Below are 15,186 nucleotides of genomic sequence, written 5' to 3'. Positions count from 1 at the left end.
GCGTTTCAGGGTTGCCACGGCCAGCCTCGCAGCCCTGGACCAGCAACTTCTCCAGATTCCTACAACTGGAATGCATTGCCCTTGTGGATGCGAGCCTGCCCGCGAAGGCGTTCTGTCAGTTGCCCACAGGCTGACTGACCCACTACATTCGCGAGCAGGCTCGCTCCCACACCCGAGAGGCTGCTAGCATCAGGCGCACTTGCACCCCGAACAGGCGAAGATCAGGTAGCCCATGCTCGAGCCCACAGCACCGCGAAGGAAAGCACCGCTGGATACGCGCCATCAGGTCGAAACGCCGGAAGGCATCGATCTGCCGTTGCGTCCCGCTGGGCTGATGGTGCGCGCCGTGGCGTTTGCCATCGATCTGGGCATTCGCGGCTTGATCCTCGGCGTGCTGTTCATCGCGCTGGCATTTCTCGGCAAGCTCGGCATGGGCCTCGGTTCCTTGCTGCTGTTTGCCATCAGCTGGTGGTACATGGTGTTGTTCGAGGTGCTGCGTCAGGGCCGCTCGCCGGGTAAGCAATGGCTTGGTTTGCGCGTGGTACACGATGACGGCACGCCGATCGGCTGGTCGGCCTCGCTACTGCGCAACCTGCTGCGCTTTGTCGATCTACTGCCCTTCGGCTATTTCCTCGGTGCGCTCAGTTGCCTGCAACACCCGACCTTCAAACGCCTCGGCGACATTGCCGCCGGCACGTTGGTGGTTTACAGCGAACGGCCGCTGAGCCGACCGCAACTGCCTGACGCTGAACCTCGTCGCTGCCCTGTCCCACTCACCCTGAGCGAACAACGGGCCATGCTCGGTTTCGCCGAGCGTCAGGCCGAACTCTCTCCCGCACGGGTCAACGAGCTGGCGGCATTGCTGGCGCAGCCGTTGCACATCTCTGCGCCCAAAGCCGTGTCTGAACTCAACGGCATCGCGCGCGGCCTGTTGGGGCCGAGCGCATGAAGCAGAGCCTGTTCGAAAGTCGCCACAAGGCCGAATGGGAGCGTTTCGCCGTGGCGCTTGAACGCCTCGAACACGGCAAGGATACGGCGCAAGTCAGCGATTTTCCCAAGGCCTATCGACGTCTCTGCCAACATCTGGCTCTGGCCCAGGCGCGTGGCTACAGCAGTTTTCTGATCGATTCATTACAGCAGCAAGTGCTGCGCGGCCATCAACAGCTCTATCGGCATCGCAGTCGCCTCGGGGCGCTCATCATCAGCTTTATTCTCGCCGACTTCCCGCGACTGGTGCGCGAACAGTGGCGTTTTGTTGCGGCCGCCTGCCTGTTGTTCTTCGGCAGCCTGATCGCTTTCGGCGTGCTGGTTTATCTGAACCCGGAACTGATCTACAACCTGATCCCGGCCGAACAGGTGCGCGAGATGCAGGGCATGTACGACCCCGTTGCCGGCCACCTCGGACGCTCGGCCGAACGGGCGGCCAGCGAAGACTGGGTGATGTTCGGCTATTACGTCATGCACAACACGGGCATCGCCTTTCAGACATTCGCCAGCGGTTTGCTGATGGGCGTGGGCAGCGGATTCTTTCTGCTATACAACGGCATGATCATCGGCGCGGTGGCCGGGCATCTCAGCGAGATCGGTTTCGGCCAGACCTTCTGGTCGTTCGTGATTGGTCACGGCGCGTTCGAACTGAGCGCCATCGCCCTCGCCGGAGCGGCGGGCCTGAAGCTGGGCTGGGCGCTGATCGCCCCCGGACGCCTGACATGTGGCGAGGCGCTGCGCTTGGCGGCGCGCAAAAGTGTGTTGCTGGTGTGCGGGGCCATGCTGTTCCTGTTGATCGCAGCCTTTATCGAGGCTTACTGGTCGTCGAAAACCAGTGTCACGCCGCTGACCAAATACGCCGTCGGCACCGCGCTGTGGCTGGCCGTTGCGGTGTATCTGCTGTTTGCCGGAAGGACCCGCCATGCGCCTGAGTGACGCCAGCGTAGTGATCCGCCCGCGCACGACCTGGGAAGCCATGGACCTGGGCGTGTTGATGAGCCAACAGCATCGGCGGTTGTTGATGACCAGTTGGGCGATCATCACCCTGCCGCTGTTCGCCCTGCTTAGCCTGTTGCTGTGGGATTCGCCATCACTGGCGGTGTTCATTTTCTGGTGGCTGAAACCGGCCTACGAACGCCTGCCGCTGTACATCCTCTCCAAAGCGCTGTTCGGCGAAACCCCGACGCTCAAGCAAGCCTTGCGTGAATGGCCGCGCCTGCTCAGGCCGCAACTGCTGGCCAGTCTGACCTGGCGCCGGCTGAGCCTGAGTCGCAGCTTTGTGCTGCCGGTGACGCAACTCGAAGGTCTCGACGGCGAGGCCAGACAACAACGTCTGCAGGTGCTGCTGCAACGCAACGGCGGCGCCGCGCAATGGCTGACGATTATCGGCGTGCATCTGGAAACCGCGCTGTGGATCGGCTTGATGCTGCTGTTCTACATGCTCTTGCCGCAGCAGATCGAAACCGACTGGGACTGGCAGTCACTGCTGCTCGCCGCCGATCAGGACTGGCGCTGGCTGGAGCACCTGACCAACGTTTTTTATGCGCTGATCCTGGTGGCCTGGGGACCGGTGTATGTCGCCTGCGGTTTCAGCCTGTACCTGAACCGCCGCACGCAACTGGAAGCCTGGGACATTGAACTGGTCTTCCGCCGTCTGCGCCAGCGCTTGAACAACGGCGTGCTCGGCGTGTTGCTGGCGGCGTGTCTGCTGCTGCCGAACCTGCAACCGGTGTGGGCCAGCGATGCGCCGGATGCTCCACGGTTGCTCAATCAGCCGCTGACCAGTCAGGCCTCGCGCGACAGCATTGAGTCGCTGCTCGAACAACCGCCGTTCAAGAACAAGGAGAGCGTCACCCGTTATCGCTTTGGCGACGACCCGGCAAGTCCGGCCAAAGACGCGCAAGCGGGTGAGGCACCGCAGTGGCTGAAAACCCTTCTCGGTTGGCTCGACGGTCGACACCTCGATACCCTCGCCGGCGTGATTGAGGTGCTGTTGTGGGGCGCGCTGATTGCTGCGCTGGGCTGGCTGGTCTGGCGTTATCGCGAATTCCTCCGGGCTTTCGTCAGCCGCCGCCCGAACCTGCCAGCGCGCAGCAAACCGCCGGCGTCGCCACAAGTCTTCGGCCTCGATCTGAGCCGTGAAACCCTGCCGGATGACATTGCCAGCAGCGCCGAACAATTGTGGCTGAGCGAACCTCGCGCCGCGCTGGGTCTGCTCTATCGCGGCCTGCTCAGCCGTCTGCTGCATGATTTCAACCTGACGCTGAAAGCCGCCGACACCGAGAGCCAGATCCTCAAACGCATTGAACAACTGCAACGCCCGGATCTGATCGCCTACAGCCGCAACCTCACCGTTCATTGGCAAAACATGGCCTACGGGCACCGACTTCCAGCTGCGCACCTGCAAGCAGAGCTGTGCAACGGCTGGCGTGAATTGTTCGGCAAAGGTGCCGGGCATTGAACCGGCGCATCGGCTGGTCGTTGGCTGCGCTGGCGCTTCTGCTGCTGGGCGGCATGAGTCTGTTCCTCTACCTCAAAGCCCGTCCTTATCAGGAAGTCATCGATCACGGCCCCTCGCCTGCTGCGCAAGCCAATCCTTATCTGGCGGCAGAAATGTTCCTGCGCGAGCGCGGCCTCGCGGTCAATCACGCCGAGACCCTGGCGGTGCTGCCGCAGATCGATCCGCATAGCCACACTTTGCTTTTGTTTGGCGAGCGCGCGCGGATGACGCCGCGTGAAGTCGATCAGGTGTTGAACTGGACTCGCGCCGGCGGACGTCTGGTGTTCGTCGCCGAATCGTTGTGGGATGCGCAAACCGGGCAAAGCAATGATCTGCTGCTCGACAAGGTGCAACTGCACCAATCGCTGAGCAAGGACTTGAAAGATCCTCCCGAGGAAGTGGAAAAGGACCGCTTCCCGAAACTGACCAAACTGTACCTGGAAGACGAAGACGCGCCGGCCTACGCCGGTTTCGACACCGACTTCCACCTCGACGACCCGAACAATGTCGCGCAAGCCTGGGCCAACAGCGCCAAAGCCACGCACATGATGCAACGGGTGTACGGCCTCGGCACGATCACCGTGGTCACCGATGCCGAGCTGTGGAAAACCGGCGCTATCGGCAAATACGACAACGCCTGGCTGCTCTGGTATCTGAGCGCCGACACCGACGTCACGCTGATTTACGACACGACGCACGATGGTTTGTGGACCTTGCTCTGGCGCTACTTCCCGCAGGCCATCGTCGCCCTGCTCGCCTTGATCGGCCTGTGGTTGTGGCAGGCCGGCGTGCATCACGGCCCGGTGCAAATGCCAGCGCCAGCAGGTCGACGCCAACTGCTGGAGCACCTGCGCGCGAGCGCCGATTTCCTCCTGCGCCACAACGGCCAGCAGGCGCTGCTGCAAGCCTTGCAACAAGACATCCTGCGCCGCGCCCGCCGCCGCCATCCCGGTTTCGATCAATTGAATGTGGCCGAGCAATGGCTGGCGTTATCGCGCCTGACCCGGCAACCCACCCGGGCCATCAGCCAGGCCCTGAGCCCACGTCCGAAGCAGCGTTTGTCCAGCGCCGAATTCAGCCGTCAGGTCGCTCATCTGCAAACCTTGAGGAACGCGTTATGACTGAACAGATCGAGCCCGGCAGCGTGACGCACGCCGCCCAGCAACGCCAGCGCGCCAGCCAGCTGGCGCAGGCAGTGCGCAATGAATTGAACAAGGCGCTGATCGGCCAGGATGCGGTGGTCGACGATGTCCTGACCGCGCTGATCGCCGGCGGCCACGTGCTGCTCGAAGGCGTGCCCGGGCTGGGCAAGACCTTGCTGGTGCGGGCATTGGCGCGATGCTTCGGCGGCGAGTTTGCACGCATCCAGTTCACCCCGGATCTGATGCCCAGCGACGTTACCGGCCACGCCGTGTATGACCTGCAGACCGAGCAGTTCAAGCTGCGCAAAGGCCCGCTGTTCACCAACCTGCTGCTGGCCGACGAGATCAACCGCGCCCCGGCAAAAACCCAGGCGGCATTGCTCGAAGCCATGCAGGAGCGCCAGGTGACGCTCGAGGGTCGCGCCTTGCCCATCGCGCAACCGTTCATGGTGTTGGCAACGCAGAACCCGATCGAACAGGAAGGCACCTATCCGCTACCGGAAGCCGAGCTCGACCGTTTCATGCTCAAGGTGCGCATGGATTATCCCGACGCCGATCAGGAGCTGAACATGGTCCGTCAGGTCTGTCGTTCGACCCGCGCCGACATGCTCGATGTGCAACCGCTGCGCACAGTGTTGCAAGCCAAAGACGTGCAGGCGTTGCAGCGTATTGCCAGCGATCTGCCGCTGGACGATCAGGTCCTTGATTACGCCGTGCGCCTGGCGCGCAGCACGCGCACCTGGCCGGGGCTGACCCTCGGCGCCGGGCCACGCGCCTCGATTGCACTGGTTCGTTGTGCCCGTGCCCGGGCGTTGTTGCGCGGCGGCGAGTTTGTAATCCCGGATGACATCAAAGGCTGCGCGCTGGCGGTGCTGCGCCATCGCGTGCGCATCGCGCCGGAGCTGGATATCGAAGGCCTGCAGGTCGATCAGGTGCTCACGCAATTGCTCGATCAAGTGCCGGCGCCGCGCCTGTGAAACCCTCGCGTCTGCTGCTGATCTGGCTGGCGCTGCTGCTGGGCGTCAGTATCGTGCTCGGCGCCTTTCAGGCACTTGGCAGAGAGCTCCCGTCGAGCCTGATTTCGATCAACTGGGGTTTGCTCCTGGCCCTGTTGGCCTTGGCGGTTATCGACGCCGTACGCCTCAGACGCCTGCCCTCGCCGCGCATCAATCGGCAGATGCCCGGCAGCCTGGCGCTCGGGCGCTGGGGAGAGGTGAAGCTGCAAATCGCCCATGAGTTTGCCGAGCCACTGGCCATTGGACTCTTCGACCACGTTCCCGACGGCCTCGCGTTTGAACATCTGCCGATGCTTGTCGAGCTTCAACCCGGCCATGTCAGCCAGATCAGCTACCGTCTGCGCCCTTTCGAACGCGGGCATTTCAGCTTCGAACAGTGCGAAGTCAACCTGCCCAGCCCCTTGGGATTATGGTCCGGCAAACGCCTGCTCAGCGTCGGCGACGAGACCCGTGTCTACCCGGACTTCGCCCGGCTTTACGGCGGTGAGTTGCGCGCCGTCGACAACTGGCTCAGCCAGCTCGGCATACGTCAGCGGCAACGTCGCGGGCAGGGTCAGGAATTTCATCAGCTGCGCGAATTTCGCGAGGGCGACAGCCTGCGCCAGATCGACTGGAAAGCCACCGCCCGCCAGCGCACGCCGATTGCCCGCGAGTACGAAGATGAACGCGATCAACAGGTCATCTTCCTGCTCGATTGCGGCCGGCAGATGCGCAGTCACGATGGTGAGCTGTCGCACTTCGATCACGCGCTCAATGCCTGCCTGCTGCTCAGTTATGTGGCGTTGCGCCAAGGGGATGCGGTGGGCATGAGTACCTTTGCCGTTGATGAGCCGCGCCATGTCGCACCAGTCAAAGGCAGCGGCCAACTGAACGTTTTGCTCAACGCTGTTTATGACCTTCGGAGCACCCAGCGCCCTGCTGATTACCAGGCTGCCGCCAACCAGTTGTTGGCCCGCCAAAAGCGCCGGGCGCTGGTAGTGCTAGTGACCAACTTGCGCGATGACGATGATCAAGTGCTGGGCGCGGTCAAACGGTTGAGCGCGCAACATCGGGTGCTGGTGGCGAGCCTGCGTGAACAGGCGTTGGATACATTGCGCCAGAGCACGGTACAAACGTTGCCCGAGGCACTCGCCTACTGCGGCACCATCGATTTTCTCAATGACCGCTCGCAACTCCATGAGCGGCTGACTGCCCATGGCGTTGCAGTGATGGATGTTCGGCCCGCCGAGCTGGGGGCCGGACTGGTGACAAGCTACATGAGCTGGAAAAAGACCGCTGCGATCTGACAGATTCGATCAGTTGGTGACTGCAACATACACAGCGTCGCTGTCCGAAGTGCCGTCGCTGTTTTCTACTTTGACGACCAGCGAAATCTGATCCGTGAGGTTCATCGGCCGCCAGTGAGCCTGGTATCGCCCGTTGTGATCGGTAAACGACTCAGTGAACGGTGCTCCATTAGTGGAAACAAGGATTTTCCGTCTGGGCATGGGCTCTCGCCCCTCCTTGGCCACAATCAGCGCGGTCATGGAGACGTAGGTCTGCAAGGGAACCGGATTAGGCGACGCAACAACGGATTCCACCGCTGCTGGACGCTCAGTTACGGTCAACCAGAGCGTTTTTACCACCCAGCCAGCCAAACCACCCTTTACCGACGCCCGCAACGCAGCCTCGCCTGCTCCTTCCAGGACAATGCGCGCCGTTGCCTTGCCTTCGGCATCCGTCAGGGTTGTCGGCAGCGAGGTGCGGTCGTACTCCCACATCACTTCGACATTGGCCAAGGGTTGCGCGGTACTGGCTGACACTACCAGGACTTGCGCGGTCATCTGTTGCCCCGGATACCCGCTCGGATCATCGCTGACCAGTTCCTTGATCTCCCGGGGCTCGTGCAGCAAAAACGGTAAGGAAATCGACTCCGAATACAGCGCATCGCCCACCGTGGCGGTCAGTTGCGCCGCACCCGGTGTTGTCGGCACGAACCGTATCCGCGCTTCACCGTAGAAGTTGGTCATGGTGGTCACCTCACCCAGGTCCGGGCTGCGCCAGACAACCTTCATCCCCACCATTGGCCTGTCGCTGATGGCCGAAACAATGACGACCTGCTCCGACACCGCCTCGCCCCAGAGCAGTGACTGACTGCTTCGCGAACGCTCGGCGATCTTTACCACCTGTTCGCCTTGCCCCAGCGACATCGCAATGACCGGAGACAACTTGGCCAACCGCGCCGAGGCAAAGCGCAGGCCGAAGCTCCCGTCCTTGAGGTCGCCCGCGTTGAACCGATAGGTCATTCCAGCGCTCGAGAAAAGCCTGGGGTCACCCAGACGTGGCTCCTCGAAGCGCATGCCCAATTCCGCCGGCCCGGTGCCGGTCATGCCCAGTGTCAGATACTGGTCATGCAGCGCACTGCCCGGCGGAGCACTCACGCTCAATTGATGCTGCCCGTTGCGCCGAGGGAATTCAGCGCTATGGCCCAGTGGCTGAAACGGTCGGGAGTCGAAACTGTATTCGAATCCGGCCCAGGGATCCCCTTCCAGCGCTAGAACCTGCATGGAGCGGAGCTCTTCAAAACGGTCATAAGGGCTGATAACCGCCGCTGTCACCACATGCTCACCTGCCGTGGTTGGCGCAAAGGGAAAACCACTCCAGCCGTCGGCCCCCGTCCCGTGCTCTTCGCTGCTGTCGTCGCCTGTCCATTGAACAGGCACTTGATCCAGCGCGAGGTCGGGACGATAAGGTGAACGTACCTTCAGCCACATCCACGCAGGATCCTGCCCAATGACCGGATCCACCGCAGATGCACGGGCGTCTTCGATCGTGATTTTATTGTGGCCCAGGGTCATCGTATTGATGTCGCTCAAGCCATGGGTACTGATAATGAACTGAAGTTTGAAAACCCCGGGTTTGGTACTTTTTGAACAATCCAGCGTCCAGGTAAACCCGCTGTCGTCCACAACATTTTCGCTTTTGGGGGGTGGGCTCAACTCGATTCCGAGCTCCGCCGCCGGGCTTCCAGTCCATATCAGATCCATGGTGATACCCACTAAAGGACTCAGCGCATTGGTGCGGAAGATATAGCGATGTATAGCGCCAATACACGGAAAGAGCGGCTGCCCCCTGAGATCGGTCATCTGATCCAGGACCACGGTCATTTCTTCATGGAGGTCAGGTGATATCAGTCGGCAAGAAAAATCCTTGTTCGTGAGAGTGTCGGTGAACAAACTCACCTCGAAAATACTGCTGGTACTTTCGATACGATCAGAGCTGAACAACCAACTCAGATCTTCCCCTTCGCGCAATATTCTCGGTATATCAAGGTCGCTCACCGCAAGCCCGATCTCTGGCTTTGCGTTGCGCCAACCGAGCGTAATTGCCTTGCCAATCAGCGGGCTGTTCTCAAATGCACGGATCGTCAGGATGTGCGTCTTGCCTCGCTTGCAAGCGATTCCGTCACTGGAAATTTGAAAGCTATCAAACGTGATCCTGACCTTGTCCTTCCACTCGTCTCGTGCAAACGCCGTGACCGAAAACGTGTGTCCATCTGCCGGCCCGCCTTCGTAGGCTCTCACACTGGCGGTAATCGTCTCGTTGCTCAAAGCCTTCAACGGCCGGTAATACAGGCTGGCCCAGCCACCGCTGCCAGTACGAGACTCGACAATACCCTCGGGGGTTTGCCAGTCGACGAACGCATCAATTACCGGCTCACCGGCACCTTTGGCAGTGACATGCACCACCTGCACTCGCATCAAGGTCTTTTCGTAGTTCTCGACAACCGGCGAAATATTCGGGCCGCGCGTGTCAGCGATCCTGACCTTGTTGCGCGCCAGCGACATGGGTTTACGCGGCGATGGCAGTAACAACTTCGAGCAGACCAATGACAGTTCGAAGCGACCATCCAGCCAGTCCTCGCAGGCCAGCGTCCAGAGACTATCGTCGCCATTGAAAGCGACCGGTTGCTGGAGTGGCGGGTTGACCGTGACCTTCAACTCTTCATGCCCGACGCCGCTCCAGTGCAGCGATAGATCAGTCGCCAGCAAAGGGCTGTCGGCGGGCAAGCGCACGATGAAGGGGTAATCAGTGCCGCGATTGGGATAACCGGTCGCGCCCCACAGGGTTACCTGCTCTTCGACAACGCAATGCAAGTCGCGCCAGGGGTCGGTCGCCAGCACCGTGACTGGAAATTCGTGAGTCACCTCGCCATTGCCGTAATAAGCGCTGTCGACCGACGCTGTGATGACAAAATCGCCGGCTTGCTCAGGGACGAAATCGAAGTAAGCCAGGCCCTGTTCATCAGTGACTGCGGTGCCCTGCACGCCCTGCCCGATACTCGTCCACCTGACCTCTCGACCATCAAGCGAACGGCCGGTGTAGAACGAAAGGACCTGCACGCCCAACCGGACGCTTTGTGCATACTCGAGGACGGGGTAATACGCCGCGGTCTGCACTTCGCGAAGCGCCAATCGATGATGCCCCAGCGACACGTCAATCGCATAAGGCTCGGTGTTGTACTGGTTCACCAGGTTTATTGTGAAGTCATGACTTTTCTCTTCTCCCATATCCGGGCAGTCGAGCGACCACTGCGACAGCAGCGGTTGATCGACTCCCCAGTCAGGGGTTGCCTTGACTGCTTCCAATGGGTTGCCCTGAATGATCAGTGCGATATCCGTACCCAGCCAGACGCTGCCGTCTACAGGGGTAAAAGACAGACGATGCGCAATGTACAAAGAGCCGTCCGGGTCATCGCCAAGGGAAGCGCCCAGGCAAAGGTGTAACGTCTGGCCTGGTGGCAGAACTTCGTCATCCAGTCGCACCGTCTGCAGTTGCAACGGTTCAAGCTTCAGTTGCAGGTCGATTCGAGTGATGCAGATTGTCGAACTACGGTCGCCCGCGTTGCGCGGGACACCGCTGACCTCGAAGCTCAATTCGTCATCTTCGACGAACGCCAATTGATCCAGTGATCTTTGATACACCCGCGGCTTGAACTCCAGCGGCTGCTCCGCCCCCAGTCCGGCGTCTTCGTGCACCTGTTTCCGGCCTTCTTCTGCCGTGAGTTCGATGCTCATTAACACATCGCCGCTCTTGCGGATGTGCAACCAGCCCGATTCGCCCGACCATGAAACTCCGGGCCGCAGTTCGCATAGAAACGTCAGTTCGTAACCCGCGCGGGCGCCGGGGGTCTTGGGTGCCTTGATTACCTGTGTAGCCGAAGCCCCGACACCGACCTCCATGAAATTGACTAACTCGTCAGCATAGAATTCTCTCGCCAGGCCAACCATCCCGCTGGGGCGCCACTCTTTGAGCCGATCGTTGAAGTCACCATTGAGCACCAGATTCTGATTGTTTTGCACGACGGGCTCACTCATGGTCGCCTGCTCCTTCGACTGGCATCTTCAAACTGGCGTTTTCAGCCTTGGTAACCAGGTCTGTGACTTTTTGGGCGAACGTCGGCTCGCCGGCTTTGGCGGTGTAGCGCACGCGGATAATGATATCGGTCAAGGATTTGAGCATTGCAGCTTGTGGCTGTTTTAGCGGTCGAGGAAAACTCAGTCGCCAGTGGGAAACCGCACCCGTGCATTCAAACGGGTTGAGTAAACCTTCATCAGGTTTCTGGTGGGTCAGGCCACTGTCGGAAAGCCCTACCGATAAAACGATCTGCTGAGCGCTGCGCAGGTTGAACACCAGATCGCCAGGTACACCTGAGGTCGGCGTATGCAGGTACTGCACAGACTGTGTGGTGGGCCGGGTCGCCGTCACGCTACTGATCTGCAGCAAGGTTGCCCGGACATCCTCGTAAGGACCGGTCAGGACAGGCAGATCCACCTCCACTGAACTGATCTGCCTGCAGAAATGGCCGGGGTAATCCCGGTCGAACAGCAACTGGGTCAGTCTGAACTCCAATACACCTGTTGCCATCAATTGCTGGTGTGCATCTGCCCAACTGCTCACGCCCTCTTGAGGCTCGATGCCGTCGTCGCACAACTGCCGCAAGGAAACTGTTTTGACCAGCTCCAGCCGCCGCTCGTAGCTTTGCAAGCGCCTGCGTTCCTGGTCCAGCAGATACATGTGCAACTGTTCGCCAGAGCCCAGACCATAACGGTGATCGAGCCAGGCCTGAGGTAAAGGGACCGGTGCATCATAATCGCCGGTTTCAGCAGCCAGCGAAGCCTGCGCACTGAGGCACAGACTGACGACCGCGTCGTACGCCTGGTAGTGCAGGGCTTTTAGCTGGCCAAGCATCCAGCCGAACAACTCGGCATTGCTCGCGCGTTTTTTTAGGAAGTTGAACATGGTCAACGCTTGACTGTTGGCCCGAAGCGTCTGTTCAAGGCTGGATCTTGCTGCGTTGACCGCATGGCTTTGCGCTTCGATCTGCGCATTGATTGCGCCCACCTCCGCCAGCGCCTGATCGCGTTGCAGCGCCCATTCAGTGCGGCGGCGACGATAGCCTTCGGTCGTGGCTTGTCGGTCGGCGTCGATTTGCAGCAGTGACGAAGAGACGTCAAAACCGAAAGCCATTGCATCGAATGCGTGTTCGGGCTTGAAGCCACCGTTGGAAGTACCATAGATTTTCGGCAACGCCGCGATGACGCCCCCTGCCACTCTGACGGCTTTGGCCTGCAGGGCTGATGTTTTCGACTGCTGCAGGCTGGCCATGACCTGGTACTCGATCGGCGAAACGTTTTCGTTGTAACGCGTTGCATAGGCATCGGCCCGCTCCTGCGCCATTGCCCGGCTTTGCTGCAGCGCTGTTACATTCGCCTCCAGTTGGGCGATGGATTGTTCCTGCACCGTTTCGGCGTAACGGCCCAACTCCAGCAGATGGTTCTGCTGCAGTTCCTCTTGTTCGGCACGGTCGCGTTGTTCAAGCAGTCGCAGCACCAGACTGCCGAAATCCCGCAGACTCTGTACCCCACGCAGTGCGACTTCGAACGTGACACGCCAACGGTAGGCATTGACCACCAGCCGCCCCCCCATCGGTCTGGGTCCGGCCGCGCTGCCAGCGGCCAGATCGCGGAGCAATTGCCTGGGATCCGTCATCGGGCTGAACAGCAATATGTCCAGCGGTTTGCCATCGATGGTGAGATTGTCGCGCAGGTAACCAAGCCGTTGCTGCGGCCTTGCAAACAGGTCGAGCAGCGATTGATTGATCGGAATTTCAAAAGGTTTGCTTGCCAACAATCCCAGCATCGGCGGGGTATCGGAAGCGATCGGGTAATCCGTCAGGTTGAAATCCTGCGTATTTTCAAGCGCTTCAAGAGGCGGTCGTGAATCACTCTGGGCCAGAAGGTTTTCAACGGTGGCGGTCTGCCAACGAGTCGCTGTGTCGGCGGTGGGCGCCTTGCCCATCAGAAACCCGGCCTGGACGTAGCAGAGCTTGGCGGCCACCAGACTGTCACGGGTCAATTGGCGGTAATACCAATCGCCCCACGCCATCAGGTTTTCCACATAGTCAGTGAACATCAGGATCTGAAAATGCGCGGGTGCGGCATAGCCAATGGCATCCGGATCAGAGGGATTCTGGATCTCCCACCCCGGATTACTTCCCGCCCCCTCTATATCCAGAGGCCGGCAACGCCAGTACGCCGGTTTCGGGTTCATGACCGGGACCGGCGGATCTTTCCGATCTTGGGTTGCCTGTGGATCGAACACGTAATGCAGCCAGTCCTGCGCTTCCTGGAAGCGCTCTTCATCACGCAACCGGGTGGCAATCAAATGCGGGAGGTGAAAAAACAATTCCCAGAAATTCAGACCGTTGGCACCGTTGAAGGGACCATTGAGTTCAACAAATTCTGCGCCGGTCGGCGACGGTTCGAGAATGAACTGGTTGGACCAGTCCAGCACGGCGTCCACGGAAATATTCGAACACCTCACCAGTTCCGAACCGAATAATGAATTGAGCCGAACGTATTTCAACGCCAGTCCAGCTTGATTGAATGACAGGAACTGTGCCGTGCCTGCACTGCTCCTGTGCAGAGTTGGCGGGACGAAGTCCATGAGATCGACAATCGTCAGGTCGAACTCTTTCTGTCCTGTAGGGGAACTGGGAGAGGCGAATAAGACCGTGACTGGCGTAGCCCATGTGCCTTTCGCCCGCCGGGAAGTCCACGCTTGAGTTGTCCAGCCACCGCTTGCATCCTGGAGTTCACTAATCGGCGGCGGATCGATATCAGACGATCCCGTCACTTGCAGCACCATATTCAACGTAGCGCTTTCAAGTCCCGTGGGACTGCAGAAACCCTGCACCGTCAGCACATCGTTGTCATCGACGCGCGTTGCCATAACGTTCAGACCAAGATAGGGAGTCAGGGAACCATGGTTCGTTATGCGAGGGACAGCAGTAACCTGAATGTCGAGCGGGTGCTGAACCGTATCGCTGCTGACGAATCGCTCCTCGAGTGCCAGATCCAGCCACGCGCCACCGTCCAGGAGGGGGCGCATCAGCACGTCGTAAATCGCATGCACTTTCAGATCCGTTTCAGCAGAATCTTCCGGTGGAGAATCTGCGGGTGACTTCTTAGAGAACTTGCCACTTAACAGAATCCCCAACTTGCCCTTCGGATTAAGGTAATCAGCATGCACAGTCGCAATCAGTCGGGGGGGGCTCGCCAAAAGGTTGTCCTTGCACTCTGAACTGTGCACACACAACGGCGCCGACCACTGCCCGTTCTGTGTCATGAATGCCAGATTGATCACCAATTTGCTCGGGCTGAAAGCCTCCGCTGCGCTGCCGACGACCGCGTCACGCCATTCGGCCCAGACCACACATAACCGGCCATTCCAGAACACCGGGCGGATATCCAGCACCTGATTGGTGGTGGGGATTTCCACCGCTTGCCATTCACTCCAGGCCGCCGGGTTGACCGCCGCGCTGGCCGGGCTCAGTTCGATCTCGGCCTTGCGCCAAAAATACTGAAACGGCTGCACTCGCTGCCGCCCCAAGAAGTAGTAATCGGCTTTGGCCGGTGTCATGCCATCCATGAAACAGCTGATCACATCGAGATCGCAGATTTTTTCGAATGCCTGTAGATACTCCTGCAGCGCAGCCTGCACGGTATCGTTGTTCAAACGGGCCTGGTTAAGGTTGTTTTCCAGATTTCTGAACAGACTGGTTTTGCGCAGTCGCACTGATGGAATGATGAAATTTTCCGGATAGCATGGAATTTTTTGCATCGCCGACCAATCGGAATAATTGCTGTAAAAAATCCATTCGTGCAGATGACGCTTGTCGAACTCATGATCTCCAAAGCCTGGCTCCAGCTTTCGATACACCGCATGAATGTACTGCTGCACACAGCTTGTCGCTTCGGCAACTCTGGAACTCTTCACCTGATAGGTGTCAAGCGGGTCGATGCGCAGCAATTCAAACAGATCTTCAGGCGTTTTCAGAAACGGGTATCGGGTATTGGCCACTTGACCAATGCAGTATTCGAGCAGGGCCGAGCGACGTTTTTCCAGCAGCCCGCCAATGTTACTCAGTGCCATGATCTCGCTCCTTGGAATATGGCCCGGGGACAAACGTTCGCCAGGCAGTACGCAACGTCCTGCC

General features: G+C 59.7%; 8 protein-coding genes. 6 read left to right on the top strand and 2 right to left on the bottom strand.

The genetic code is table 11. From position 1 onward, the window contains the following. The first annotated feature begins 232 nt into the window (after window positions 1-232). The 6 genes from AAEZ10_RS08625 to AAEZ10_RS08600 are packed head-to-tail and all read left to right on the top strand — an operon-like array spanning window position 233 to window position 6,931. Window positions 233-949, top strand: a complete 717-nt coding sequence (locus tag AAEZ10_RS08625) for an RDD family protein (protein WP_350568798.1) — start codon at window positions 233-235, stop codon at window positions 947-949. Then, on the top strand, window positions 946-1,923 hold the full coding sequence (locus AAEZ10_RS08620; protein WP_350568796.1) for a stage II sporulation protein M: 978 nt from the start codon (window positions 946-948) through the stop codon (window positions 1,921-1,923). The genes AAEZ10_RS08625 and AAEZ10_RS08620 overlap by 4 nt, the downstream gene beginning before the upstream one ends. Beyond that, window positions 1,910-3,448, top strand: coding sequence for a DUF4129 domain-containing protein (locus tag AAEZ10_RS08615; protein ID WP_350568794.1), 1,539 nt, complete (start codon window positions 1,910-1,912; stop codon window positions 3,446-3,448). The genes AAEZ10_RS08620 and AAEZ10_RS08615 overlap by 14 nt, the downstream gene beginning before the upstream one ends. A 53-nt stretch (window positions 3,449-3,501) precedes the next feature. Next, a complete protein-coding gene (locus tag AAEZ10_RS08610) occupies window positions 3,502-4,608 on the top strand; it encodes a DUF4350 domain-containing protein (protein WP_502947682.1) in 1,107 nt (368 codons plus the stop codon). After that, entirely contained in the window at window positions 4,605-5,606 is a 1,002-nt protein-coding gene (locus AAEZ10_RS08605; RefSeq protein WP_110646271.1) for an AAA family ATPase, read from the top strand. The genes AAEZ10_RS08610 and AAEZ10_RS08605 overlap by 4 nt, the downstream gene beginning before the upstream one ends. After that, a complete protein-coding gene (locus AAEZ10_RS08600; protein ID WP_243242317.1) occupies window positions 5,603-6,931 on the top strand; it encodes a DUF58 domain-containing protein in 1,329 nt (442 codons plus the stop codon). The genes AAEZ10_RS08605 and AAEZ10_RS08600 overlap by 4 nt, the downstream gene beginning before the upstream one ends. A 9-nt stretch (window positions 6,932-6,940) precedes the next feature. Here AAEZ10_RS08600 and AAEZ10_RS08595 read toward each other — a convergent pair whose 3' ends face one another. Both AAEZ10_RS08595 and AAEZ10_RS08590 read right to left on the bottom strand, forming a co-directional pair. Then, window positions 6,941-11,002 (bottom strand): hypothetical protein, encoded by a 4,062-nt coding sequence (locus AAEZ10_RS08595; RefSeq protein ID WP_350568790.1) that lies wholly within the window; start codon window positions 11,000-11,002, stop codon window positions 6,941-6,943. Beyond that, window positions 10,995-15,122 carry a Tc toxin subunit A-related protein gene (locus AAEZ10_RS08590; protein WP_350568788.1) on the bottom strand — a complete coding sequence of 1,376 codons (4,128 nt, stop codon included), beginning with the start codon at window positions 15,120-15,122 and terminating at the stop codon, window positions 10,995-10,997. The genes AAEZ10_RS08595 and AAEZ10_RS08590 overlap by 8 nt, the downstream gene beginning before the upstream one ends. Window positions 15,123-15,186 lie beyond the last annotated feature (64 nt).

The organism is Pseudomonas sp. H26/SER47-MNA-CIBAN-0231 (assembly GCF_040310465.1).
In the GTDB taxonomy this organism is placed as follows: domain Bacteria; phylum Pseudomonadota; class Gammaproteobacteria; order Pseudomonadales; family Pseudomonadaceae; genus Aquipseudomonas; species Aquipseudomonas atacamensis.
The sequence above is the reverse complement of the archived record's forward strand: the minus strand, read 5'-3'. Positions and strand labels throughout refer to the sequence as shown.

Excerpts from the sequence above, each read along its gene's own strand:
- AAEZ10_RS08625 (WP_350568798.1), top strand. The coding sequence starts at position 233 with ATGCTCGAGCCCACAGCACCGCGAAGGAAAGCACCGCTGGATACGCGC.
- AAEZ10_RS08620 (WP_350568796.1), top strand. The coding sequence starts at position 946 with ATGAAGCAGAGCCTGTTCGAAAGTCGCCACAAGGCCGAATGGGAGCGT.
- AAEZ10_RS08615 (WP_350568794.1), top strand. The coding sequence starts at position 1,910 with ATGCGCCTGAGTGACGCCAGCGTAGTGATCCGCCCGCGCACGACCTGG.
- AAEZ10_RS08610 (WP_502947682.1), top strand. The coding sequence starts at position 3,502 with ATGAGTCTGTTCCTCTACCTCAAAGCCCGTCCTTATCAGGAAGTCATC.
- AAEZ10_RS08605 (WP_110646271.1), top strand. The coding sequence starts at position 4,605 with ATGACTGAACAGATCGAGCCCGGCAGCGTGACGCACGCCGCCCAGCAA.
- AAEZ10_RS08595 (WP_350568790.1), bottom strand. The coding sequence starts at position 11,002 with ATGAGTGAGCCCGTCGTGCAAAACAATCAGAATCTGGTGCTCAATGGT.
- AAEZ10_RS08590 (WP_350568788.1), bottom strand. The coding sequence starts at position 15,122 with ATGGCACTGAGTAACATTGGCGGGCTGCTGGAAAAACGTCGCTCGGCC.